This is a genomic window from Streptomyces sp. NPDC005963 (assembly GCF_040638655.1).
GTDB lineage: Bacteria > Actinomycetota > Actinomycetes > Streptomycetales > Streptomycetaceae > Streptomyces.
Window position 1 is genome coordinate 120,414 of sequence record NZ_JBEXVD010000002.1, and the last position, 22,063, is coordinate 142,476.

The following is a 22,063-nucleotide window of genomic DNA, read 5'->3' on the forward strand; positions in this document are numbered from 1 at the left end:
CACCGCCCGGTGCTTCACCCCGGTGAAGTACAGGACCCCCGACCAGGCCATGTCCCGGCCGACTCGGCATTGAAAGGCTCGTTGTGACAGTCGACATCGAAAAGACGGGGCCGGACGACACACCGCCGCCACCACCCACCCGCCCGGAGGCCATCAAGGCCATCCCCGTGCGCCACTACGGCCGGTACATCGCCGCCGTTGTCGCGATCGCGCTCTTCGCGCTGGTCGTCAACGCCTTCTCCCAGGGCAAGGTCAACTGGGATGCCATCCCCGACTACTTCTTCGACGACCGCATTCTGGACGGCGTCTGGAAGACCCTGGTCCTCACCTTCCTGTCGATGCTGATCGGCATCGTCGGAGGCATCCTGCTGGCGGTGATGCGCCTCTCCAAGAACCCGGTGACCTCCTCCATCGCCTGGTTCTACATCTGGTTCTTCCGCGGCACCCCGGTCCTGGTCCAGCTCTTCGTCTGGTTCAACCTGGGGCTCGTCTTCGAGACCATCAACCTCGGCTTCTACAAGGACGAGTGGTCCCAATTCATGACGCCGATGCTGACGGCGCTCCTGGGGCTCGGACTCAACGAGGCCGCGTACATGGCCGAGATCTGCCGTGCGGGTCTGCTCTCGGTCGACGAGGGGCAGACAGAGGCGTCGCACGCGCTCGGCATGAGCCAGAGCAAGACGCTGCGCCGCGTCGTGATCCCGCAGGCGATGCGGGTCATCGTGCCGCCGACGGGCAATGAAGTCATCAATATGCTCAAGACGACCTCACTGGTCGCCGCGGTCCAGTTCACGGAGTTGTTCCGGCAGGCGCAGAACATCGGCCAGTCCTCCGGCGCCCCGGTGGAGATGTACTTCCTGGCCGCCGCCTGGTACCTGGTGATGACGTCGATCCTGAGCGTGGGCCAGTACTACCTGGAGCGGCACTACGCCCGCGGCTCCAGCCGCAGCCTGCCCCCGACCCCGTTCCAGAAGATCAAGTCCACCGTGTTCTCGGTGCGCCGCCCGAAGGGAGTCTCCGCATGAGCACGAACGCCATGGTCAAGGCGGAGGGCGTGCACAAGTCCTTCGGTCTGATCGAGGTCCTCAAGGGCATCGATCTGGAGGTCGCCCCCCGAGAGGTCTTCTGTTTGATCGGTCCCTCCGGATCCGGCAAGTCCACCTTCCTGCGCTGCATCAACCATCTGGAGAAGATCAACGCCGGCCGGCTCTACGTCGACGGCGAGTTGGTCGGTTACCGCCAGAAGGGGGACAAGCTCTACGAGCTGAAGGACAGTGAGGTCGCCGTCAAGCGCCGGGACATCGGCATGGTCTTCCAGCGGTTCAACCTCTTCCCCCATATGACGGCCCTCGCGAACGTCATGGAGGCTCCGGTCCAGGTCAAGGGCGAGGCCCGCGCCGTGGCCCGCGCCCGGGCCGAGCAACTCCTCGACCGGGTGGGCCTCGCGGACAAGGCCATGAACTACCCGTCCCAACTGTCGGGCGGTCAGCAACAGCGGGTGGCGATCGCCCGGGCGCTCGCGATGGAGCCCAAGCTGATGCTGTTCGACGAGCCGACGTCCGCGCTCGACCCCGAACTGGTCGGCGACGTACTGGACGTGATGCGCGGTCTGGCGGAGGACGGGATGACGATGGTCGTCGTCACCCACGAGATGGGCTTCGCCCGCGAGGTCGGCGACGCCCTGGTCTTCATGGACGACGGCGTGGTGGTCGAGTCGGGCCATCCGCGCGATGTGCTGACCAACCCGCAACACGACCGGACGAAGTCCTTCCTGTCGAAGGTGCTCTGACGGCACGAAAGAGGGCGGTACGGGGCGCTTCGCCCCGTACCGCCCTCTTTCGCAATTCGGGGGCTACATGCCCTCGGGCAGGAACTCGACGCGGAGCATCAGCTCGCGGAACTCGTCCCGGGTAAGCGACTTGAGCCGAGTCTTGATCGAGACCGCTTCACTGATGGTGAGTACGGAACCGTTCTCCAGTTTGAGGACTCCGGAAAACCCCCCGCGAAACCCATGCCACTGCGAAATGGGCGGCTCCTTCTGCTCCCAGATTTCCAACTTTCCAATCCCGGGCAGATCCGTGGTCGAACAATTGTCCTGGTACCTGCCCTCGCACAGGGTGTGCATGTGGATCGCACGTGTGGTCCGCATCAGATCGTCCTCGTCGAAGACCTCGATGTAGAGGTATCCGCTGGGAATGCGGAATCGCCCGTCGAAGGGCCCGATCACGTCCTGGGGAGCCTGGTGGCGGCGGTCGTAGAGACTGTCCGTCTGAATGAAGCCACCCCCTGGGTGCAGTCGCTCTGGCAGCAGCTCGACGATGGCTTCCAGCCGTTGAATCTCATTGATCGGGATCGGGAACGCCCTCGCCGGACGCTTCTGGCCCGCCGCCGATGAGTGCCGTTCATCGAGCCAGGTATCGAACGCCGGACGCACGAACGCCACCAGCGCGAGGACGACCACCAGCACCCCGCTGGCCACCGCTCTGCGGCAACTGCGAATGTAGGCCGCCCGGGCGTAGACATGCTCGCTGGAGACCGTGGAGCGTCCCGCATCCGCCGCCGCCCGCTCCAGTAGGTCCTTGACGTCGTTCATACGAATTCCTCCCGCACCTCAGCCCGCAGCGCGGCAAGACCGCGGGCCGCATGGCTCTTCACCGTGTTCTCCCGCATGTGGAGCAGCTCGGCGGTGGCCGAGACCGTCTGGTCCTCCCAGTAGCGCAGCACGACGACGGCCCGTTGCATCGGTGTCAGTCGTGCCAGTGCTTCACGGACCAGCAGACCCGTTTCCCGGTCGGTCTCCGGAGCCCGGGCCTGATCGGGGACCTCCGCGTACGCGTGCTCCCGCCGCCAGAACCGCCGACGGGAGGCGATGAAGGTGTTGATCAGGGTCTTGCGCGCATACGCCTCGATGTTGTCCAGGCGCACGTGCCGGCGCCCGCCGAGGACGACCTTGACCAGGGTCGTCTGTACAAGGTCGTCGGCTTCGTCCCGGTCGCCGCACAGCAGATAGGCACTGCGGAACAGTGCTGCGCGTCGCCCCTCCACGAATGCGTGCAGCGCGGCATCCTCTTCGGCCCGCCTCATCGCCGCCCCTCCCCCGGGCCCACCGAGCGCGGGCCGCCGTCTCTCTAGTGCGATGGGCCCATGGAAGGGTTGCACCCGGGGTCGATGTACATCGGAAGACGGCCGGGAACCGTCGAATGCCAGTGACGGAACGTCACTTCAGGGCGAGGACCATGCAGTCCGAGGGAGAGGACCAGACCGTGCGCGCTTCGCCGCATCCGGCAGCCCGCAGGGTTTCGGCGTGCCATCCGGCGGAGGGCGTCTCACCGTCCGCGTGTTCGCCGTAGATCGCGAAGCGCTCCGCGACCGGCCCGGCGAGGGCGGGGTCCTGACCCGCCCAGCTCAAGACGCGTGAGGACTTTGAGGCCGACAGTCCGCCGTTCTAGCGGGTCGTCAGCCACGCCGTTAGGCCGGACCCTCCGAGGGTGACAAGGACAGTCAGGAGCCGTACAGGGATCCGCTGCACGGTCAGACGAAACCCCCCGACTCGGATGTCAACCGCCGGTCGTTCCTCCGTAGTACTCACAGCCGCTCTCCCATCGAAGGCCACCCAATTGCACACCAGCTCTCGATAGTTCATTGTCCCGCACCCCGCAGAGCGGTCAGGGCTTGAGCCACTCCTTCCACCTGCCGAGGAGGTGCCCCCATGCCCAGACGTCCTCGCCCCCCGTGCTCGGTACCCGGGTGCCCTGAGCTGACCAGAGCCGGCGGGCGCTGTGCTGTCCATGAGCGCGAGGCGAACGCGGACCGTGCTTCACGTGGTGGCGCTGTGTATGACACGCGTTGGCAGCGCATCCGTAGGGCCTACCTGTACCAGCATCCGTGGTGCGTGCTGTGTGGCCGTCTGGCCAATCACTTCCCTTTCAGTCGACGCGCGTTGATTGCACAGGGTGATGCGAACCCTGACGCTGCGGGTCATCTGCGTCCGCTGTGCGTTGCGTGCCACAACCGAGAGACCGCACGTAATCAACCGGGCGGTTTGGTTGCTGAGGCTCGGTCACAGCGGGAATCGCGCGAGCTCCCGCCGTTCTGACCAGGGGGAGGGGGTCACCCCCGCCCAATCCCGAGCGGCAGGGAGCGCAAGAACTCTCGGCAGAGCTGCATGCATTTTTGGGTTCCTTGGAACCTGTTCAAGCACAGGAAGTGAGAATGCGTGGCGGATAGATACGGACCAAAGTCGGCAGTCCAACGCGCACGGGAAGGGGCCCCGGCTGTCAAGGAGGGCGTGATCGTTCCGCGTGCGGTCCTCGCCGAGCCGGACTGGTCTGACGTGTTCAAGTTCTCACCCGAACCCGCTGTCGAGCTGGCGAACGTCCGCTGTCACGGGGTCGCGTCGGAGGAGTGGCGGCGCATTGTTCCGATCCTGGAAGTGGCAGCGGGTATCGGGGAGGTGGACCACACCACGGTCGAGGATCTGTGCGTGTGCGTTGCCCGAATCGACCAGGCGGAGCGGGACCTCTCCGAGCGCGGGCTGATCGTGACGGCCGAGCGCGGGACCGTGAAGAACGGCGCCGCCACCATCGCAGGGCAGTACCGCACGCAGCTCGCCCGGTACATCCGGGAACTCGGCCTCTCATCAAGCGCCCGGACCAGCATCACCCTGCCCGAGCCACAGCAAGACGACTCGGATATCTGGGACTAGTGCAGAAATCAGCCACACCATGCAGCCCCCGTGTTCGTCTCCTTCGGGTGACGCGTACGGGGGCTTTCTTCGTGTTTCCGGGGATGCGAATAATCGAGAATCACCCCGGACAGGTGCCCCGCTGGATCATCATGCTTGCGCTGTTGTGTCCGACGACGAGGGGAACAGCCATGGCTAGGCGTCTGCGGGTCCTCGGGAGCACGTCCGGAGTGGGCGACTGCCCGACACTGTACGAGGACCTGGACACAGGGGAAGTGGTCGTGCAAGGGGACGCGGTGACCGACCCGACGGACGTGGCGCAGCTCAAGTACGTCAAAGAGGGAGAAGCGTTCGTGGTCGTCCCTCGGGCGCTGCTGGCGAATTTCACTCCGAGGGAGGTCACGCACGTGCCGGAGTTCGTTCCGCAGCAGAAAATCAACGAGTTCATCAATGACGGATTCGAGCACACCGCATGGCGGCTGGAGACCCGGAGCGGGTACGCGTCCGACCAAGCGATGCCGTCGTACCAAGAGTTCCTGCGGACCGGCGACACCGCAGGGGAAGTCGGGCACCCGTGGTTCGCCAACGTGCGGCGCATGGTGGAAAGCGGCAAGCGGTTCGAGCGGGTTCGGATCGTGGACAACCCGCCGACCGTGGGACAGCAGTACCTACTGGCGTGCGCACGGACGAACGTCGCAGCCGGCGAGGACATCCGGCATCTGTGGCGGGATGATGCCGAGCGCCACGGCGTGAACCTCTCGGACTTCTGGCTGTTCGACTCCCGTACCGTGGCCCGCTTCCATTTCGAGGGTGAGCGCACCATCGGCATGGAGATGATCACTGATCCGGCCGAAGTGCTGCGGGCCTGCCAGACGCGGGATGCTGCTTGGCACCACGCAGTCCCGTACCGGGAGTTCACGGCTCAGGTACCGTCCGCTGAGTGAGTACGGACTTTCAGCAAGCCCGGGTGTCCCTCGGTGCGCGCCTGCGGGAACTGCGTACCGAGGGTGGGATCACGGGTCGCGAACTGGCCGACCGGCTTGAGTGGGGCCAGTCCAAGATCAGCAAGCTGGAGAACGGCAAGCAGACGCCGACCGTCGCTGATCTCACGGCGTGGGCCGAGGGGACCGGGAACCCAGGGGCCGCAGGCGAGCTGGTCGGGCGCCTGCGGGGGTTGGAGACGCAATACCGGTCCTGGCGTCGGCAACTGGCCGGCGGATACCGCGCCGCGCAGGAGGCGCACTGGGCGCAGGCGCAGAGGACGCACTCTCGCCGCAGCTTCGACCCCGCACTGATACCGGGACTCTTGCAGACCGCCGACTATGCCCGCTCCGTCCTGACCCGGTACTCCGCGATCCATACCGCCCCCAGGGACATAGAAGCTGCCGTACAGGCGCGCATGGGGCGGCAAGACATCCTCACCGATCAGAGCCGGTCGTTTCACTTCCTCATGTGGGAGGGAGCGCTACGGGCCCGGCCGTGCCCACCCGCTGTGCTCTCCGCACAGCTCGACCGGATCGTGGGGCGGCTCGGTCCGGGGAACGTCAGGGTAGGGATCGTGCCGTTCGAGGCGGACATGAACGTACCCGCCGGGGTTGGCTTCTCCGTGCATGACGACAGTCTCGTGATCACCGAGACATGGCACGCCGAGATGTGGTTGGACGATGCCGAGGACGTTGCACTGCACGTGCGTGCATGGGAGGCATTGGAGAGGAACGCTCTGTACGGAGCCGAGGCTCACCGTGCGCTCGTACGGGCGAAACAGTTCCTGAGCCCGCGAGAATAACCGCGAATACGGCCCTTCTGGCTTCCTCCACCTTGCTTAGCGTTCTGGCACACAAAGCCAGATACGAAAGGCGGGACGGTGAGCCAAGACAGTACGAACATCACCAGGCGCAGCGCGATGACGCTACGTGTCTCTCGGGACAGCGGAAAGACATACGGCCCCGTGACCATCGTGCCGAGCGATCCGCAGAGTCCGCTGCCTGTCAACATCGCCGAGCCCCGCTGCACCTGCCAGCGATGCGAGGACACGCGATGAGCGGGCGCGCGGTGATCCGGGTCTGCCGGTTTCGTATGCACCGCCACCCTTCGGCCGAGACGACAGCGACCGCGCGCTGTCTGGCCCCTGAATGTGGTTGGACCTCCGCCCCGACAGGAAAGGCGGACGAGTGCAGCGACATGTGTATTCGGCATCGGGGCCGCACGGGGCACATGACATTCGTCCGGGAGTTCTCGGAAATAGCTGTTGTGGAACCCAGCCAATGACCGACGACAACAAGAAGGGGTGCCCATGGAAACGACCGATCGCGCGCGGCTCGACGCATACTTCGGCAAGGTCGCTGAAGCGTTCACACTGCCTGAGCGTCCGTCCTCGCTGCTGATCACTCACCTGCTGCCCGAGCGACCCGCCTTCGTCGGGGCCGTGGGCAAGGTGTCACACCTGCGTGCCGTGCTGCCCAAACCCAAGTCCATCCACGCGAGTGCCCGCCGAGAGATCGAACGCACCGTGGCGTGCGACGACCTTTCCCGTGACATGTTCAGCGACCCCGACACCGCCGTGACGTATCTGGAGACCAGGGCAGCCGGCGAGAGTGTGGTTCTGCTCGACGTGGGCGGGTACTTCGCCCCCTCCCTGGACATGCTGTGTGAACGGTTCTCGGGAACCATCCTCGGTGTGGTCGAGGACACCGAGAACGGGCACAAGCGCTACGCCGAACGCGACAAGCTGCCGTGCCCGGTCGTGTCCGTGGCTCGCTCGCCCCTCAAAGACCCGGAAGACTTCCTGGTCGGTCAGTCCGTCGTGTTCTCGGCCGAAGCGCTTTTACGGCAGCGTGGGGACATCCTTCACGGGCGCCCGGCCCTGGTCCTCGGGTTCGGAAAGCTCGGGTCCAGCATCGCCCGTCTGCTGCACGTCAAGGGTGTGCGGGTCATCGTGTACGACATTGACCCCGTACGACGCGCACAGGCCATGTCACAGGGGTTCGAGGTAGCCCGGGACCGGGATCAGGCCATAGCCACCGCCGGACTCGTCCTGTGCGCAACCGGGGCCCTGTCCCTGCGGGGCGAAGACTTCCCGCAGCTCAAGAACGGGGCCTACGTGGCGACCGTGACCAGCTCGGAAGACGAGCTGGAGCTGAGCGGCCTGCCCTCGGGCTACGTCCGCGACAGCGCCGGCGAGCACGTGAGCCGCTACAGCACTACTGGGCACTACTTCTATCTGCTGAACGGGGGCGAGGCGGTCAACTTCATCCACGGCGCGAGCGTTGGACCGTTCATCTTCCTCGTTCAGGCCGAGATCCTCGCGGGCGCAGCAATGCTGGCGCGCGGCGGGCTGGACGCAGGCATGTACGAGGTGCCCACCGCTGACCGGGAAGCCATCGCGGCTACCTGGCTCCACTACTACAACAGGTGATCGCATGCCCATCACGGCAGACCACATCCGTACGACCCTCGCCGAGTACACGGACGCGCACCCCGAGGACAAGCACGCACTAGCCCCTCTGGCCGAGCTCCTGGACCAGGGCACTGACGTGACCAGCCGGAAGGAGTTCCGGGGACACGTCACAGCGGGCGCTGTGCTCGTCAACGACCGGGGCGAGGCCCTGTTCATCCATCACAACGCGCTCGACAAGTGGCTGACCCCGGGTGGGCACCTTGAGCCCGAGGACATGGACCTTCTGGGCGCCGCTCTCCGCGAACTGGTCGAGGAGACGGGGGTGACGCTCAGCCTCGCCCCCGTTCAGCCCACGCCCGTGCACATCGATGTGCACCCGATCCCTGCGAACGACAGCAAGGGCGAGGGCGCCCACTGGCACGCGGACTTCCGGTACGTCTTCCGTGCTTCCGGCGACCAGGCCGTGACGCTTCAGGAGGAGGAAGTGAGCGGCTACGCGTGGCGCAGCGTGGACACGATCACTGACGAGACGCTGCGGGCTCGCGTCGCCGCATCGCTCCGATAGCCCCGCCTCAGGAACCTCCGCACCTGCCCGTCGTGTAGTGCCCCTGAACAGCAAAAAGGCCCCGTTCGTCTGCCGTCTCGTCTGGCAGGTGGGCGGGGCTCACGCATGTTCGGACGTTCGTCGTACTAGATCAACAACGGCGCAGTAGGGTGTGTGTTTAGAGGGATCTCCCGGTCAGGACGGCGTCGTACGTGTCGTGGGGCAGCTTCGCCGTCCACTCGGGGTCCGTGAGGTCGGCGCTGATCAGGGTGACGCCGTGGTCCGCGGCGAAATGACCCCGTGCGATCGTCAGGAGCGCCGGGTCGAGGTCGACGCCGGTGCTGGTGGCGTCGGGCATCCGGGCGAGGAGACGGTCGGTGATGGTGCCCGTGCCGCAGGCGAGGTCGAGCACGCGCGGGGCCGGCCCCACGGTCGCCTCGACCATGTCCAGCATGACCTGGAACCGCTCTTCGCGGTCGGGCATGTACCACTCTTGTTGACGGTCCCAGCTCCGCTGCCAGGCATCCCAGTCCGCACGTCCGGGCAGCCGCGCCTCTCCCATGGAAACCTCCCGCTCGTAATACCCTGAAATCGGTAACATCCATTACTTCGACAGCCCGACTCTAGACCGCCCTCGGTAAGGACTACAAGTGGAGCTAGCCCATTACTCGGACTTCGCCGTGCGCCTGGTCAACACCGAGGAGCCGGCCCGCGGCAGGGACTCCCTCACCTCGGTCGAGGTGGTCCGGGAGCTCTTCGGGGCGTCCGCCCAGGCCGCTCGGCGCGCGACGGAGGCCGACGTGACCCGTTTCCGCTCGGTGCGCGGCCGACTGCGGGCGGTCTTCGCCGCGGCCGACGCGGGCGATGAGACCCAAGCGGTCGACCTGCTCAACTCGCTCCTGCTGGAGTTCCCCGTCAGCCCGCAGATCTCCGGGCATGACTTCCGGGACGACGACGGCCGCCCCAAGTGGCACATGCATCTCGCCGAGCACCCCTCCAACGCCACCGCGGGCTATGCGGCGATCGCGGCCATGGGTCTCGCCGTCCACCTCACGGAGTACGGAGTCGATCGACTCGGCCTGTGCGAGGCGGCGCCCTGCCGCAACGCCTATCTCGACACGTCGACCAACCGCTCCCGCCGCTACTGCTCGGACCGGTGCGCCACCCGCGCCAATGTCGCCGCTTACCGCGCCCGCAAGCGCCTGGAGAGCACCGACCGGCTGCACGACACGGGACGTACGGCGGTCAAGGCCCAGGAGACCAGTCCCAGCGCCGACCGCTGACCCTCGGCCCGCGGCCGATAGCGGCCCCGCACCCGCCCCAGGAGCAGTTCGGGCGGGACGGCTCCGAACACCCGGCTGTCTCCCTCCGCGCCGGGGTTGTCGCCGAGCACCCACCAACCGCCCGGCCGCCGCTCGGCGAGCCGCTTGACGATCAGGAGGTCCTGTTGGAGTGGGTGGCGCAGTACGGCGACGTCGCCGGGCCTGACCTGCGCACCGTAGTGGACCAACAGCTGGTCGCCGGGCTTGAGCGTCGGATACATGGACGGTCCCGACACCTCGGCCACACCGAACGGCGCATTCTGCGCCCGCCCCCGCTCCGACATCAGGCCACCTCCGAGTACCAGGGTATGTTCCGCCACCAGTCCCATACTGACCCCGGACTTTCGTCCTAAGCCCTAGGGGGCACTCGCGAAATCGACTCTCTCACGGAGTAATGTCCCACCTGAGAAGACGATCACGAGGAAGGACTGCACCATGCTCTCCCGCCTGTTTGCCCCCAAGGTGAAGGTCAGCGCCCACTGCGATCTGCCCTGCGGTGTCTACGACCCGGCCCAGGCCAGGATCGAGGCCGAATCGGTCAAGGCAGTCCAGGAGAAGTTCCAGGCCAACGAGGACCCGCACTTCCGCGCCCGCGCCACGGTCATCAAGGAGCAGCGCGCCGAGCTCGCCAAGCACCACATCTCGGTGCTGTGGAGCGACTACTTCAAGCCCCCGCACTTCGAGAAGTACCCCGAGCTCCACCAGCTGATCAACGACACCCTGAAGGCGCTGTCGGCGGCGAAGGCCTCGACGGACCCCGCCACGGGCCAGAAGGCGCTGGACTACATCGCCCAGGTCGACAAGATCTTCTGGGAGACCAAGCAGGCCTGACGCACATGCCCGGTTCGTTGAGGGCATCACGGCAGCTCAGAAGGGCCCCACCGCTTGCGGGCAGTGGGGCCCTCAGCGTGTCCCGAAGGCCATTCGGGAGCGGAACGGGCAGGTGGAACCGCCACTGCGGGTGGTGGCCCCGTACGCGGGCAGGAGTGCACCCGACCGGCCCGCGAGGTTCGCGGGCCCTCCCCGCTCCTGGCGGACGCGCGCCCGGGCGACCCGTACGGGAACCGTTGCCGACGGCAACGACCCACGGCGGATTCCCGGCGAGCTGCTGTGCCACTGTCGTACTGTCATGCACACCCGCGGGGAGAGGTACCCCGGTTCAGGGCGGGCGACGTGGATGGTGGCCTCAGTGAACAAGTTCAAGCGTCCCGCGAGGAACGACAAGCCGAGCAACGAGGCCATCAGGTACCGGCCGAGTCGGATGCAGATCGCGGTGCCGGCGACGGTGGGCATCCTGCTGGCGACCGCGCTGCTGTACGTGGGACTGCTCTTCACCGACGATCCGATGCCCATGAGCCAGATCCGCAACGGTGTGCTGCTGGCGGCGATAGCGGGCGCGGTGTGCTGTGTGCTGCCCCGACCGCGAGGCGTGCAGGCCACGTCGTCCGCCCTGATCGTGGGGCGCGGCCCGCGGGGGAAGATTCCCTGGGGGGACGTTGCTTCGATCCAGGTGGGGCGGACCATCTGGGGGCGACGGCTGGTGGTGATCCGGAAGAACGGCAACCAGTTCGCCCTGTCGTCCCCCATGTCCATGCTGGACAAGCAGTTCGACGAGAAGGCCGCCCAGTTGCTGGGGTACTGGGAGTCCCGCCGCAAGCGCAAGCGGTGAGGCCCGCCACCGCAGGGTCCCCGAACCGTTCCCCTCGGTCCTCGCGAGAGCTGTGGGCATCGTCCCTCTGAGGAGGCGCCCGCTGTGGACGCCGGCTGGGACGGGTGGTCGACCGCTCCTCCGTCGTAGGCCGCACGGGTGACGGATTGCCACGCATGGTCGCTCATGGGCGTAGACAGGAGCCCGGCAGACCAGTTCAGTGCCCGGTGCTGCACGGGGCGCTGGGGGCGAAGGAGTTGAGCTGATGCGGTGGACCGTCCATGGGGAACGGCAGATCTACACCAACCCGTGGGTCAATCTGTGGCTCGCGGACGTCCAACAGCCGGACGGTCACCGTCTAGAGCACCACATCGTCCGGATGCGGCACCTCGCGGTGGCGGCGGTGTTGGACGAGCGGTCCCGGGTGTTGATGATGTGGCGGCACCGCTTCATCACGGACACCTGGGGGTGGGAGCTCCCGATGGGGCTGATCGAGCCCGGTGAGACGCCCGAGCAGACGGCGGCCCGCGAGGTCGAGGAGGAGACCGGCTGGCGGGTTTCGTCGATGAAACCGTTGGTCTATGCACAGCCCGCGAACGGCATCACGGATTCCGAACACCATGTGTTCCGGGCGGACGGCGCGCACTATGCCGGCCCGCCGACCGAGTTGAATGAGTCGGACCGCATCGAGTGGATTGAGTTGTCGCAGGTCCGGGCGATGATCGACCGTCGAGAGGTGGTCAGCGGCGGCAGTCTGGTGGGGCTGCTCTACCTGCTGCTGGACCAGGCCACGTCGGCGGGCTGAGGGTCAGGCGGCCGGGGTGATCAGTGGGCTCTTGTGGCGGCGCAGCCACTGGCGGTAGACCGCGGCCCGGGTCGCCGCCTCCCGATAGGCGGACTCCAGGTCCGTGTACACCTCGTCGTACGGTTCCTGGGGTCCGGGCGGGGTGCAGAGCAGCAGCCGTACGGCGAGGGGGTCGCCGCGCAGGGGCCGTACCGCCATGTCCTCGCGTCCGCCCGAGGTCGGCTGGCAGGGGGCGACCGCCTCGCCGACCGCGATCAGCGAGGCGGCCGTGTGGTAGTCGCCGTGCAGGACCGGCGGGTTGAGTCCCGCTGCGGCCAGCACCCGGCGCAGACCGTCCCATTCTCCGTCGACGGTCGGATCGACGATCCATCGGTCTTCGGCCAGATCCTGCAGTTCCACCACGGGTGCAGCGGCGGCCGGATGGTCGCGCGACATGGAGACGAACTGCGGTTCGCGCTCCATCAGCACCCGGCGGAAGACGCCGTCGGGAACCAGCAGGGGACAGCCTTCGACCTCATGGACGAACGCCACGTCGAGTTGCCCGGCCGACACCATCCTGAGCAGGGCGTTCGCCGAGACGTCGACGTGCAGTGAGATATCGGTGTCGGGGAGTCTGCGCCGCAGCCTGCCGAGCCAGCCCGGCAGGGCGCTGCTGGCGGTCGAACCGACGCGCAGCCGGGCTCCGTGCGCCCGGGCGGCGGCGGCCTTGACCTCCACGACGAGGGCGGCCATTTCGGCCACCAGCGGTCGGGCCCGGGTCAGTACGGCCCGCCCCAGGGGTGTCGGTCGACAGCCGGACCGCTCCCGTGAGAAGAGTTCGGCGCCCAGGGAGTTCTCGATCCGTCGCAACTGGGTCGTCAGGGACGGTTGGCTGACGCCGAGTCGACGTGCAGCCTTGTGCAGGCTGCCGGTCTCCGCGATGGCGCACAAGGCGCGCAGGTGCCTCACCTCTAGCTCCATGACCCGAGAGTAGGGCGGCGCCAACGGCCGCACCAGAGACACAGTTCGGGCACAGCGGACGGACGGGGACAGTGTGATGCACCTGGGTTATCACCAGTTGGCATCATCCGCGGTTGGGCGCTCTCCCCGAGACTCTGCGTTACGCATCCGTTCCCCGGGTCCAGCAGGACTCATCGGTTGCGTGCGCACGATCCGATTCACCGGATTCCCAACCGGACGAGTAGGAGCCCCCCATGCGTCACCCCAGAACCGCGTTCTCCGCCGCACTCGCGGTCGGCCTCACCCTGGCCGCCGCCCTCGGTGCCGTGCCCGCCACCGCCGCCGCCCCGGCCGACTCCCCCACGAGGGCCGCCGTCCCGTCCTACGTCGCCTACGAGGGGTCCGCCGCGGACACCAAGGCGACGAAGGCGTTCTTCCAGGCCGTGCTGAAGTCGGTCGCCGAGCAGCGGGCCGCCAACCCGGGCGCCCGGGTCGTCACCGTCACGTACAACGCCTCCAGCGCGCCCACCTTCCGCAGTCAGATAGCGCGCAGCACCCAGATATGGAACAGCTCGGTCACCAATGTGCGCCTCCAGGAGGGCAACAACCCGAACTTCCGCTACTACGAGGGAAATGACGCCCGCGGCTCCTACGCCAGCACGGACGGCCGTGGACGCGGCTACATCTTCCTCGACTACCGGCAGAACCAGCAGTACGACTCGTACCGGGTGACCTCGCACGAGACCGGTCATGTGCTCGGGCTGCCGGACAACTACCGCGGGCCGTGCAGCGAGTTGATGTCCGGCGGCGGTCCCGGCCCGTCCTGCCGCAACGCGGTTCCCAACACCCAGGAGCGGTCGCGGGTGAACTCGATCTGGGCGTACGGGCTGGCCGCTGCGGCTGCGCGCACCTCCTGACCACGAGCGGGCCCTGAGGTCTCACCGCCAGGACCGCAGGGGCAGGGTCCGCACTGCCGGGGGCGTCCCGTTACCAGGAAGCGGGGCGCCCCCTCCTCCTCTTCCCGTGCTCGCACCGCGGGGGATGGTCGTACCGCCCCGATGGCGCCCCTCGTCCGAGACGAGGGGCGCCGTTGGCGTTGTTGCACTCCCCGCCGCGCCGGGCCGTGCGTGGGATCAGACTTCGGCGCAGGTGTGGCTTCCCAACTCGGCCCCGGAGGGCAGCTGTTTCTGGATGCGGTCGAGTGCGTCGTCGAAGTCGCCTCCTGCGACTCCGGACTCGTAGGCGGCTCCGCCGTAGTGCAGGGTGAGGTTGAGATCCGCCCGATCGAGGGACCCCTCGGGCCTCAGTTCACCGAGCGTCAGCAGACAGCTCAGCGTGGCGCGCTCGACATCGCCGCCCACGTGGATCGGCAGCGGTATGTCCCACTCCAGTACGCAGGAGGAGAGGACTCCCTCCGCCCCGACGACCTCCAGGGCGGCAAAGGTCGCCCCTTCGTACTCAACACCCCTGATACGCGTGCGCAGTTGCCGTCCGTGCGCCGCGATCGTGACCGCTTCCGCGCCACGTCGGTCGCGGTACCAGCCCGCCCAGACTTCAGTCGAATCCGATGACATGGCGCGGACTGTAGCGGTATGTGGCCCTGCCCTGAACAGCCGGGATGGTTCATCGGCCATCGAAAGCCGGGGAGGGCGGCCGGCCGAGGGGTCGTACGGCCGGTTCGATGCGGGGCGGGCGGTCGGGGTCGTGGCGCCCGCCGGGGCTCCGATAGGGGGCGAACACCCCCACCGGGGCCCCCGCGACCGGGCGGGGCACGGCTCGGCTATCCGCGTTCGTAGGTGCGGACGACGACGCCGTTGTCGAAAGTGCGCGTGGAGATCAGCGTGAAGTCGTCGACGCGGAACCCGGCGTCGAACATCCGCATCCCCTCGCCCAGCACCACGGGATAGGTCTTGATGACGAGTTCGTCCACCTCGTCGCGGAGTTGGCCGGCGAGGTGGGCGCCGCCGCAGAGGTAGATGGAGAGCCCGTCCTCCTTCTTCAACTCCCTGACGCGACCGACGAGATCGGCGGAAACGATCTCCACCTCGGGGTCGGGTGATGCGGTGAGGGTGCGGGACGCCACGATCTCCCGCAGTTGGGCGTAGGGGCGGGTGATGCCCTCCTGGAGTGCGATGTCGTAGCTGACGCGCCCCTGGATCACGGTGTCGTAGCGGGTCAGGGGCCGGTCCTCGACGCCGAAGTGCCGGCGGGCGACGACGGGCAGGGTGTCGGCCTGCTCGGTGCGGAGGTAGTCGAGGTAATCGCCGACCACGAAGCGGTTGAAGAATCCGGCCTCCCCTCCCGGGGCGCCGATGAAGCCGTCGATCGATGCGGCGATGAGGTAGCTGAGCTTGCGCAAACCGGTCCCGTCCGTCGTGGAGTGGTCATCGGGCGGCGCGGCGGGATCACCCACCGCACAACCACTTCACCCATAGTGCTTCAGTCGTAGTGGTTTGGCAAGCGCCTTACTGCCCGGGACCGGTACCGGACGGGTGCGCTCAGCGGCTGCGGCGCGTGACGAACTCCGCGAGGGCCAGGAGGTCCCCGGCCGCGGCCAGGTCCGGAACCGCCCGGGACAGCTCGTGGACCGCCCTGGCCATGCGGTCGGACGCCTGGACCTGCGCCCAGTCCTTGCCCCCGGCCCGGTCCACCGCATCCGCCGCGAGACCGATCGTGCGACCCGTCATGGGACCGCGGTAGAGCTCCGCGAGCTCCTCCCCCGCCGGTGTCCCGGAAGTGAGCGCCGCCACCACGGGCAGCGACTTCTTGTACGCGGCGAGATCCGCGCCCGCCGGTTTGCCCGTCCGCCCCGGGTCACCCCAGATGCCGATCAGATCGTCGATGAGCTGGAACGCCAACCCGGCCTCCCGGCCGAAGGCGTCCATGGCCTCGGTCTCCTCCGGGCCCGCACCCGCGTACAGCGCCCCCACCGCACAGGCGCAGCCCAGCAGCGCACCCGTCTTCGCCGTGGCCATCTCCATGCACTCGTCCAACGAGACCTCGTGGGGAGCGCGCTCCTCGAAGGCGCAATCCGCCTGCTGGCCCGCGCAGAGCTCGATCACACAGGCGGTGAGCCGCTCCGAGGCCGCCGCCGCTGCCGGGTGGAGGTCCTCCGCCAGCAGCCGCAGGGCGAGGGCGAACATGGCGTCACCGGCGATGATGGCGTCCGCGGTGCCGAACACCGTCCAGGCGGTGGGGCGGTGCCTGCGCGTGGAGTCCTCGTCGATCACATCGTCGTGCAGGAGCGTGAAGTTGTGCGCCAACTCCACCGCAGCCGCGGCCTGTACGGCCTGCCGCGGATCTCCGCCCAGCGCCCGCACCGCGGCCAACACCAACGCGGGTCTGATGGCCTTCCCGGCGGGCTTGGTGGCCAGGGTCCCGTCCGCGTGTTCCCACCCGAAGTGGTACATCGCGACGTGGCGCAGGGAAGCGGGCAGGGAGGCGACGGCTGCGCGGAGTCGGGGGTCGACGGCCTCGCGGGTACGTTCCAGAAGGGCGAGCGCCTCACGGCCCTCGACGGCCTCCGACGTGGTCAACGGCTGGTCCTTTCACGGGACGGACGGGGCACGCCGCAACGGGACGCCCCACGGCGGCAGGCACGGCCGGGCAGGCCGCGGCCCCGCCGGCCGTGGCACGGGGAGCCGGGCGGCAGGGCCGGTTGTGGAGTTCGAAGGTGCGAGGAGCGGCCGGGCCCGGTACGGCAGGGCGGTGCGGCGGCCGGGCCGGGTGTGAGCACGGCCCGCCCCGGCCGCCGGACGGCTCAGCTCCAGCGGCTCACCTCGACGTTCTCCAGGACGCCCAGTGCGTCGGGCACGAGGACGGCGGCCGAGTAGTACGCCGTGACGAGGTAGGAGATGATCGCCTGCTCGTCGATGCCCATGAACCGCACGGACAGGCTCGGCTCGATCTCATCGGGAATGCCGGCCTGCTGGAGCCCGATGACGCCCTGCTCGGCTTCTCCGGTACGCATGCAGATGATGGACGTGGTCCTGGCCGGGGTGATCGGGATCTTGTTGCTGGGGAAGATGGGCACGCCGCGCCACGACGGCACATGGTGTCCGCCCACCTCCACGCTCTGCGGAACCAGCCCGCGGCGGTTGCACTCACGGCCGAAGGCGGCGATGGCCCGCGGATGGGCGAGGAAGAGCTTCGATCCCCGACGGCGGGAGAGCAGTTCGTCCATGTCGTCGGGGGTGGGCGCCCCGTCATGGGGCTGGAGGCGCTGCTCGTAGTCGCAGTTGGCCAGGAGCCCGAACTCCCGGTTGTTGATGAGCTCGTCCTCCTGGCGCTCGCGCAGCGCCTCGACCGTGAGCCGCAACTGCTGCTCGGTCTGGTTCATCGGCTGGTTGTACAGGTCGGCCACGCGGCTGTGGACCTTCAGAACGGTCTGCGCGACGCTGAGTTCGTACTCGCGCGGGGACGCCTCGTAGTCCACGAAGGTGTGTGGCACCACCGCTTCGCCGACATGTCCGGCGGAGAGGTCGATGGCCGCCTCGCCGTATGTGTTGGTCCGCTGTCGGGGCAGGGCCGCGACACCCGCCAGATGCGTGCGCAGCGACTCGGCCCGCTCCGCGAGGTTGAGCACATCACTGCGGGTGAGGACGAGGACGGTGCAGGCGGTGGCGGCCCGGGCGGTGTACTGCCAGGTGGCGTCGGACTCCACGAGCGACTGCTCACCGAGGTAGGCACCGTCGGCCAGGACATTGACGACGGCCTCGTCCCCGTAGGGCCCGGTGCCGAGCTGTTCGACCCTGCCGTGCGCCAGTAGCAGGACGCGGTCCGCGGTCGAGCCCGCCTCGGCCAGCAGTTGGCCGGCGCTGAACTCCTGCTGCTCGCAGCGGTTCGCCAACTCGGCGAGGACGCCCTCGTCGTCGTACTCCCGAAGGGCGGGGAGCTCCCCCAACTCGGCCGGGATCACCGCGACCCGCTCACCGGTCTGGACGAAGGTCACCCGGCCGTCGCCCACCGCGTAGCTCAGTCGGCGGTTCACCCGGTAGGCACCGCCCTGCACCTGCACCCACGGCAGCATCCGCAGCAGCCACCGCGAGGTGATCTCCTGCATCTGAGGGACGGACTTGGTGGTGGTCGCGAGATTCCGCGCGGCAGCCGTGCCGAGGCTCTGCTGCTTCGACGCCTGGAGATCACGTGCTTCGTCGCCGACGGAACCAACCGAACCAACCGACATGTAGGACTCCCTCTCGATCACGGTCTGATCTGCACGGCCCGACCACCCGGCCTGACCTGCGAGGGAAAGAATCCCAGCCCTTTATGGGCCAGCACCATTACACGAACGGATGGGAATACTTAACGACTAACGGGGCATGTTGCGCAGAATTCAACAATCCGTTTGATTGGGTGACCGGATCGGCTCGCACACCACTCGTACGCATGGCTCCCTCCGGAACAGCGGGTAGAGGCCGTAGCAGCCCAGTACGGACATTCCGTACTCCTCGTACCTCAGGGAGTCGGCCATGGCCTCACCCATGTCCGCCAGCACATTCCTCCAAGCGCTTCGCGACGAAGGACTGACCGTCGTTCAGGTGGGCGAATGGCGCACCCACAACCGCAACCACAAGGGGCCCTGGGGGCCCGTGCACGGAGTGATGATCCATCACACCGTCACCCGGGGCACGGCGGGAACCGTCGCCCTCTGCCGCGACGGGCGCAGCGATCTCCCCGGCCCGCTGTGCCACGGCGTCATCGACAAGCAGGGCACCGTGCACCTGGTCGGCTACGGCCGTGCCAACCACGCCGGCCCCGGCGACGACGACGTCCTGAAGGCGGTCATCGCCGAGAAGGCCCTCCCCCCGGACAACGAGGCCAACGTGGACGGCAACCGCCACTTCTACGGCTTCGAGTGCATCAACCTCGGTGACGGCAAGGACCCCTGGCCCGCCGCCCAACTGACGGCCATCGAAAGGGCATCGGCCGCCGTCTGCCGGGTGCACGGCTGGGGTGCGCGCTCGGTCATCGGACATCTGGAGTGGCAGCCGGGCAAACCCGACCCCAGGGGCTTCACGATGGCCTCGCTGCGCGAGCGCGTGCAGGAGCGGCTGAAGTGACGCGCCGCACACCGCACACCGATCCCCTGGGACGGGCCCGTCCCTCCCCCTGCGGACCGTCCGGTCTCCGCAGCTGACGAGCAGATGACAATGGGTCCATGGCCACGTCCACGCCCGACCACACCGCCGCCCTGGAGCCCCGGCTGCCCTCCCCGCTCCAACCCGTCGACGACGAGCGCTTCACCCGTCACGGCCTCCGTCTGCTGCTCAAGCGCGACGATCTGATCCACCCCGACATCCCCGGCAACAAATGGCGCAAACTGGCGCCCAATCTCAGGGCGGCTGCCGGACGCCCCCTGCTCACCTTCGGCGGCGCCTACTCCAACCATCTGCGCGCCACGGCGGCGGCCGGCCGGCTGCTCGGCTGCCCCACGATCGGCGTGGTCCGCGGGGACGAGTTGGCCCACCGCCCCCTCAACGACTCCCTCGCGCGCTGCGCCGAGCAGGGGATGCGGCTCGTCTTCGTGGACCGGGCCACCTACCGCCGCAAGGCCGAGCCCGAGGTGCTGGCCCGACTCCTGCGCGACCGTGCGCCCGCCGGCGCCTATGTGATCCCCGAGGGCGGCAGCAACGCGCTCGCCGCCGAAGGGTGCACCGCGCTCGGCCGGGAGCTGCGCGGGCACGCGGACGTGGCCGCCGTCGCCTGTGGCACGGGAGGGACCCTCGCCGGACTGGCCGCCGGCCTCGGCCCCGGTCAGCGCGCGCTGGCGTTCCCCGTGCTCAAGGGCGGATTCCTGGCCGCTGAGACGCTCCGCATCCAAGGCGCCGCATTCGGTGGCCGCCGGGGGCACTGGTCGCTGGACGAACGCTTCCACTGCGGCGGCTACGCCCGCACCACCCCTGAACTGGACGCGTTCGCAGCTGAGTTCGAAGCACTCCACGGAGTGCCCGTGGAACGTACATATGTCGCCAAAATGCTCTGGGGTCTGACCGTGCTCGCCGCCGAGGGCGCCTTCCCGCCCGGCACCCGGCTGGCGGCCGTCATCACGGGTCAGCCGGACTCCTCCTCGCGGTAGGCGGCGGCCTCCTCCAGATCGAGCCGCCGCAGCAGCGTGCGCATCATCTCGTCGTCGATGCCGCGGGCGTCCCGCAACCGTACGAACACCTCGCGCTCCGCTTCGATCATCTCCCCCGCAAGCCGTCGATAGGTGTCGTCGGCGGACTCCCCCGTCCGCTCGTTGACCGCGCCGAGCCGCTCCCAGACGGCGTTGCGCCGTCGCTCCATCACGGTCCGCAACCGGTCCTCCAGCGCCTGCGGCAGCGCATTGCGCTCGTCCGTCAGCAACTGGTCGAGCCGCTCGTCCGCCGCCTCGGACGCCTCGTTCTGCGCCTGCGCCTCGGCCAGTGTCTCGGCGTACCGGTCCTTCTTCGGCAGCTTGAGCAGCCGGATCAGCGCCGGCAGGGTCAGCCCCTGGACCACCAGCGTGCCGATCACGGTGGTGAAGGTCAGGAACAGCACCAGATTGCGTGCCGGGAAGGGCTCGTCGGCGGCCGTGGTCAGGGGGATGGAGAAAGCGATCGCCAGGGAGACGACACCCCGCATCCCCGCCCATCCCACGACCACCGGCGCCCGCCAGTCCACGCCCGGCTCCCGGTCCCTGATCCGCGAGGACAGCTTGCGGGGCAGGAAGGTCGCGGGAAAGACCCACACGTACCTCATGGCCACCACGAAGACGAAGACGCCCACCGCGTACCCGAGGGACTCGGCGACCCCGTAGGTGCCGAGCCCCTGGAGCACGTACGGCAACTGGAGGCCGATCAGGGCGAAGACCGTGGACTCCAGGATGAAGCCGACCATCTTCCACACCGCCTCCTCCTGGAGCCGGGTGGCGAAATCCACCTGCCAGCGGCGATGGCCGAGGTAGAGCGCCACGACGACCACGGCGAGCACCCCCGAGGCATGGACCTGTTCGGCTGCGGCGTACGCGATGAAGGGAATCAGCAACGACAGGGTGTTCTGGAGCAGCGCCTCCTTCAGATGCGTGCGCAGCCAGTGGATCGGCACCATCAGCAGCAGCCCCACCCCGACCCCGCCGACCGCCGCCAGCAGGAACTCGCCGATGCCGCCGGCCCAGCTGGCCCCCTCACCGATCGCCGCGGCGAGCGCCACCTTGTAGGCGGTGATCGCCGTCGCGTCGTTCACCAGGGATTCGCCCTGGAGGATGGTGGTGATCCGGTTGGGCAGCCCCAGCCGGCGGGCGATGGCCGTCGCCGCGACCGCGTCCGGCGGCGCGACCACCGCGCCGAGCACCAGCGCGGCCGTCAGCGGCAGCTCAGGAATCAGCTGGTGGGCGAGGTAGCCGACGGACACCGTGGCGAAGAGGACGTACCCCACGGACAGCAGGGCGACGGGTCGCACATTGGCGCGAAGGTCGAGGTACGAGCTGTCGAGCGCGGCCGTGTGCAGCAGGGGAGGCAAGAGCAGCGGAAGCACGATGTGCGGATCGAGGGTGTAGTCCGGCACGCCGGGGACGTACGCGGCGATCAGCCCGGCCGTGACCAGGAGCAGCGGCGCCGGTACGGGGGTTCTGCGGGCGGCCCCCGCGATCACGGCGCTGACCGCGATCAGCGCCACCAGTGGCAATGCGTCCATGCGCCGTCCCTCACGCTCGTTGCTCGGCGGCCCGGTTCGGCCCGCGCGTGCGCACGGGGTCCCGGTATC

Annotated in this window: 23 protein-coding genes and 2 pseudogenes; 14 read left to right on the forward strand and 11 right to left on the reverse strand. The window is 68.3% G+C overall.

What is annotated here, in order from left to right; genetic code table 11:
• The first annotated feature begins 83 nt into the window (after nt 1-83).
• Nucleotides 84-1,025 carry an amino acid ABC transporter permease gene (locus ABZ348_RS03740; RefSeq protein WP_358928985.1) on the forward strand — a complete coding sequence of 314 codons (942 nt, stop codon included), beginning with the start codon at nt 84-86 and terminating at the stop codon, nt 1,023-1,025.
• Entirely contained in the window at nt 1,022-1,789 is a 768-nt protein-coding gene (locus tag ABZ348_RS03745) for an amino acid ABC transporter ATP-binding protein (protein WP_358876082.1), read from the forward strand. Before ABZ348_RS03740 ends, ABZ348_RS03745 begins: the two co-directional genes overlap by 4 nt.
• Before the next feature lie 63 nt (nt 1,790-1,852).
• On the opposite strand, the gene ABZ348_RS03750 is transcribed toward ABZ348_RS03745, so the two are convergent.
• From ABZ348_RS03750 to ABZ348_RS03760, 3 genes and pseudogenes are all read right to left on the reverse strand, one after another.
• Nucleotides 1,853-2,593: a hypothetical protein gene (locus tag ABZ348_RS03750; protein WP_358928987.1), complete on the reverse strand. Its 741-nt coding sequence runs from the start codon at nt 2,591-2,593 to the stop codon at nt 1,853-1,855.
• A complete protein-coding gene (locus ABZ348_RS03755; RefSeq protein ID WP_358928989.1) occupies nt 2,590-3,084 on the reverse strand; it encodes a sigma-70 family RNA polymerase sigma factor in 495 nt (164 codons plus the stop codon). Before ABZ348_RS03755 ends, ABZ348_RS03750 begins: the two co-directional genes overlap by 4 nt.
• Before the next feature lie 133 nt (nt 3,085-3,217).
• A pseudogene (locus ABZ348_RS03760) lies at nt 3,218-3,391 on the reverse strand (SAM-dependent methyltransferase); the annotation flags it as partial.
• Between the two features lie 897 nt (nt 3,392-4,288).
• On the opposite strand from ABZ348_RS03760, the gene ABZ348_RS03765 reads away from it, so the two are divergent.
• The 5 genes from ABZ348_RS03765 to ABZ348_RS03785 all read left to right on the forward strand — a co-directional run bounded on the left by ABZ348_RS03765 (nt 4,289) and on the right by ABZ348_RS03785 (nt 8,646).
• Nucleotides 4,289-4,705 carry a phage terminase small subunit P27 family gene (locus ABZ348_RS03765; protein WP_358928991.1) on the forward strand — a complete coding sequence of 139 codons (417 nt, stop codon included), beginning with the start codon at nt 4,289-4,291 and terminating at the stop codon, nt 4,703-4,705.
• Between the two features lie 170 nt (nt 4,706-4,875).
• A complete protein-coding gene (locus ABZ348_RS03770; protein ID WP_358928992.1) occupies nt 4,876-5,628 on the forward strand; it encodes a DUF6879 family protein in 753 nt (250 codons plus the stop codon).
• Entirely contained in the window at nt 5,625-6,470 is an 846-nt protein-coding gene (locus tag ABZ348_RS03775; protein WP_358928994.1) for a helix-turn-helix transcriptional regulator, read from the forward strand. The genes ABZ348_RS03770 and ABZ348_RS03775 overlap by 4 nt, the downstream gene beginning before the upstream one ends.
• 507 nt (nt 6,471-6,977) lie before the next feature.
• Entirely contained in the window at nt 6,978-8,099 is a 1,122-nt protein-coding gene (locus tag ABZ348_RS03780) for an adenosylhomocysteinase (protein ID WP_358928996.1), read from the forward strand.
• A 4-nt stretch (nt 8,100-8,103) separates the two neighbouring features.
• Nucleotides 8,104-8,646, forward strand: a complete 543-nt coding sequence (locus ABZ348_RS03785; protein WP_358928998.1) for an NUDIX hydrolase — start codon at nt 8,104-8,106, stop codon at nt 8,644-8,646.
• Nucleotides 8,647-8,806: 160 nt separating this feature from the next.
• On the opposite strand, the pseudogene ABZ348_RS03790 reads toward ABZ348_RS03785, so the two are convergent.
• A pseudogene (locus ABZ348_RS03790) lies at nt 8,807-9,187 on the reverse strand (class I SAM-dependent methyltransferase); the annotation flags it as partial.
• A gap of 88 nt (nt 9,188-9,275) precedes the next feature.
• On the opposite strand from ABZ348_RS03790, the gene ABZ348_RS03795 reads away from it, so the two are divergent.
• A complete protein-coding gene (locus ABZ348_RS03795; protein WP_358928999.1) occupies nt 9,276-9,908 on the forward strand; it encodes a CGNR zinc finger domain-containing protein in 633 nt (210 codons plus the stop codon).
• Here ABZ348_RS03795 and sodX read toward each other — a convergent pair.
• Nucleotides 9,809-10,231, reverse strand: a complete 423-nt coding sequence (gene sodX, locus ABZ348_RS03800) for a nickel-type superoxide dismutase maturation protease (RefSeq protein ID WP_358929805.1) — start codon at nt 10,229-10,231, stop codon at nt 9,809-9,811. The two genes, ABZ348_RS03795 and sodX, sit on opposite strands and share 100 nt — an antisense overlap.
• A gap of 151 nt (nt 10,232-10,382) precedes the next feature.
• On the opposite strand from sodX, the gene sodN reads away from it, so the two are divergent.
• The 3 genes from sodN (at nt 10,383) to ABZ348_RS03815 (ending at nt 12,400) form a co-directional block, all read left to right on the forward strand.
• Complete coding sequence (gene sodN / locus ABZ348_RS03805; RefSeq protein ID WP_358929001.1) at nt 10,383-10,778, forward strand: superoxide dismutase, Ni; 396 nt, start codon at nt 10,383-10,385, stop codon at nt 10,776-10,778.
• 358 nt (nt 10,779-11,136) lie between these two features.
• Complete coding sequence (locus ABZ348_RS03810; protein WP_358929003.1) at nt 11,137-11,616, forward strand: hypothetical protein; 480 nt, start codon at nt 11,137-11,139, stop codon at nt 11,614-11,616.
• 244 nt (nt 11,617-11,860) lie between these two features.
• Entirely contained in the window at nt 11,861-12,400 is a 540-nt protein-coding gene (locus ABZ348_RS03815) for an NUDIX hydrolase (protein WP_358929005.1), read from the forward strand.
• A 3-nt stretch (nt 12,401-12,403) separates the two neighbouring features.
• On the opposite strand, the gene ABZ348_RS03820 is transcribed toward ABZ348_RS03815, so the two are convergent.
• Complete coding sequence (locus ABZ348_RS03820; protein ID WP_358929007.1) at nt 12,404-13,360, reverse strand: LysR family transcriptional regulator; 957 nt, start codon at nt 13,358-13,360, stop codon at nt 12,404-12,406.
• A gap of 233 nt (nt 13,361-13,593) precedes the next feature.
• On the opposite strand from ABZ348_RS03820, the gene snpA reads away from it, so the two are divergent.
• Nucleotides 13,594-14,256, forward strand: a complete 663-nt coding sequence (snpA, locus tag ABZ348_RS03825) for a snapalysin (RefSeq protein ID WP_358929009.1) — start codon at nt 13,594-13,596, stop codon at nt 14,254-14,256.
• 216 nt (nt 14,257-14,472) lie between these two features.
• Here snpA and ABZ348_RS03830 read toward each other — a convergent pair whose 3' ends face one another.
• The 4 genes from ABZ348_RS03830 to ABZ348_RS03845 form a co-directional block, all read right to left on the reverse strand.
• Nucleotides 14,473-14,913 carry a DUF6304 family protein gene (locus ABZ348_RS03830; RefSeq protein WP_358929011.1) on the reverse strand — a complete coding sequence of 147 codons (441 nt, stop codon included), beginning with the start codon at nt 14,911-14,913 and terminating at the stop codon, nt 14,473-14,475.
• A gap of 206 nt (nt 14,914-15,119) precedes the next feature.
• Nucleotides 15,120-15,698 carry a dihydrofolate reductase family protein gene (locus ABZ348_RS03835; protein WP_358929807.1) on the reverse strand — a complete coding sequence of 193 codons (579 nt, stop codon included), beginning with the start codon at nt 15,696-15,698 and terminating at the stop codon, nt 15,120-15,122.
• A 139-nt stretch (nt 15,699-15,837) separates the two neighbouring features.
• On the reverse strand, nt 15,838-16,875 hold the full coding sequence (locus ABZ348_RS03840; protein ID WP_358929013.1) for a family 2 encapsulin nanocompartment cargo protein polyprenyl transferase: 1,038 nt from the start codon (nt 16,873-16,875) through the stop codon (nt 15,838-15,840).
• A gap of 224 nt (nt 16,876-17,099) precedes the next feature.
• On the reverse strand, nt 17,100-18,524 hold the full coding sequence (locus ABZ348_RS03845) for a family 2B encapsulin nanocompartment shell protein (RefSeq protein WP_358929015.1): 1,425 nt from the start codon (nt 18,522-18,524) through the stop codon (nt 17,100-17,102).
• 286 nt (nt 18,525-18,810) lie between these two features.
• On the opposite strand from ABZ348_RS03845, the gene ABZ348_RS03850 reads away from it, so the two are divergent.
• Nucleotides 18,811-19,401, forward strand: a complete 591-nt coding sequence (locus tag ABZ348_RS03850; protein ID WP_358929017.1) for an N-acetylmuramoyl-L-alanine amidase — start codon at nt 18,811-18,813, stop codon at nt 19,399-19,401.
• 98 nt (nt 19,402-19,499) lie between these two features.
• The gene (locus tag ABZ348_RS03855; RefSeq protein WP_358929019.1) at nt 19,500-20,417 is read left to right on the forward strand and encodes a pyridoxal-phosphate dependent enzyme; all 918 of its coding nucleotides are present in this window, start codon (nt 19,500-19,502) and stop codon (nt 20,415-20,417) included.
• Here ABZ348_RS03855 and ABZ348_RS03860 read toward each other — a convergent pair.
• The gene (locus ABZ348_RS03860) at nt 20,393-21,994 is read right to left on the reverse strand and encodes a Na+/H+ antiporter (RefSeq protein ID WP_358929021.1); all 1,602 of its coding nucleotides are present in this window, start codon (nt 21,992-21,994) and stop codon (nt 20,393-20,395) included. The two genes, ABZ348_RS03855 and ABZ348_RS03860, sit on opposite strands and share 25 nt — an antisense overlap.
• Nucleotides 21,995-22,063: the final 69 nt, after the last annotated feature.

Excerpts from the sequence above, each read along its gene's own strand:
- ABZ348_RS03745 (WP_358876082.1), top strand. The coding sequence starts at position 1,022 with ATGAGCACGAACGCCATGGTCAAGGCGGAGGGCGTGCACAAGTCCTTC.
- ABZ348_RS03750 (WP_358928987.1), bottom strand. The coding sequence starts at position 2,593 with ATGAACGACGTCAAGGACCTACTGGAGCGGGCGGCGGCGGATGCGGGA.
- ABZ348_RS03755 (WP_358928989.1), bottom strand. The coding sequence starts at position 3,084 with ATGAGGCGGGCCGAAGAGGATGCCGCGCTGCACGCATTCGTGGAGGGG.
- ABZ348_RS03770 (WP_358928992.1), top strand. The coding sequence starts at position 4,876 with ATGGCTAGGCGTCTGCGGGTCCTCGGGAGCACGTCCGGAGTGGGCGAC.
- ABZ348_RS03780 (WP_358928996.1), top strand. The coding sequence starts at position 6,978 with ATGGAAACGACCGATCGCGCGCGGCTCGACGCATACTTCGGCAAGGTC.
- ABZ348_RS03785 (WP_358928998.1), top strand. The coding sequence starts at position 8,104 with ATGCCCATCACGGCAGACCACATCCGTACGACCCTCGCCGAGTACACG.
- sodX (WP_358929805.1), bottom strand. The coding sequence starts at position 10,231 with ATGTCGGAGCGGGGGCGGGCGCAGAATGCGCCGTTCGGTGTGGCCGAG.
- sodN (WP_358929001.1), top strand. The coding sequence starts at position 10,383 with ATGCTCTCCCGCCTGTTTGCCCCCAAGGTGAAGGTCAGCGCCCACTGC.
- ABZ348_RS03815 (WP_358929005.1), top strand. The coding sequence starts at position 11,861 with ATGCGGTGGACCGTCCATGGGGAACGGCAGATCTACACCAACCCGTGG.
- ABZ348_RS03820 (WP_358929007.1), bottom strand. The coding sequence starts at position 13,360 with ATGGAGCTAGAGGTGAGGCACCTGCGCGCCTTGTGCGCCATCGCGGAG.
- snpA (WP_358929009.1), top strand. The coding sequence starts at position 13,594 with ATGCGTCACCCCAGAACCGCGTTCTCCGCCGCACTCGCGGTCGGCCTC.
- ABZ348_RS03830 (WP_358929011.1), bottom strand. The coding sequence starts at position 14,913 with ATGTCATCGGATTCGACTGAAGTCTGGGCGGGCTGGTACCGCGACCGA.
- ABZ348_RS03845 (WP_358929015.1), bottom strand. The coding sequence starts at position 18,524 with ATGTCGGTTGGTTCGGTTGGTTCCGTCGGCGACGAAGCACGTGATCTC.
- ABZ348_RS03850 (WP_358929017.1), top strand. The coding sequence starts at position 18,811 with ATGGCCTCACCCATGTCCGCCAGCACATTCCTCCAAGCGCTTCGCGAC.
- ABZ348_RS03855 (WP_358929019.1), top strand. The coding sequence starts at position 19,500 with ATGGCCACGTCCACGCCCGACCACACCGCCGCCCTGGAGCCCCGGCTG.
- ABZ348_RS03860 (WP_358929021.1), bottom strand. The coding sequence starts at position 21,994 with ATGGACGCATTGCCACTGGTGGCGCTGATCGCGGTCAGCGCCGTGATC.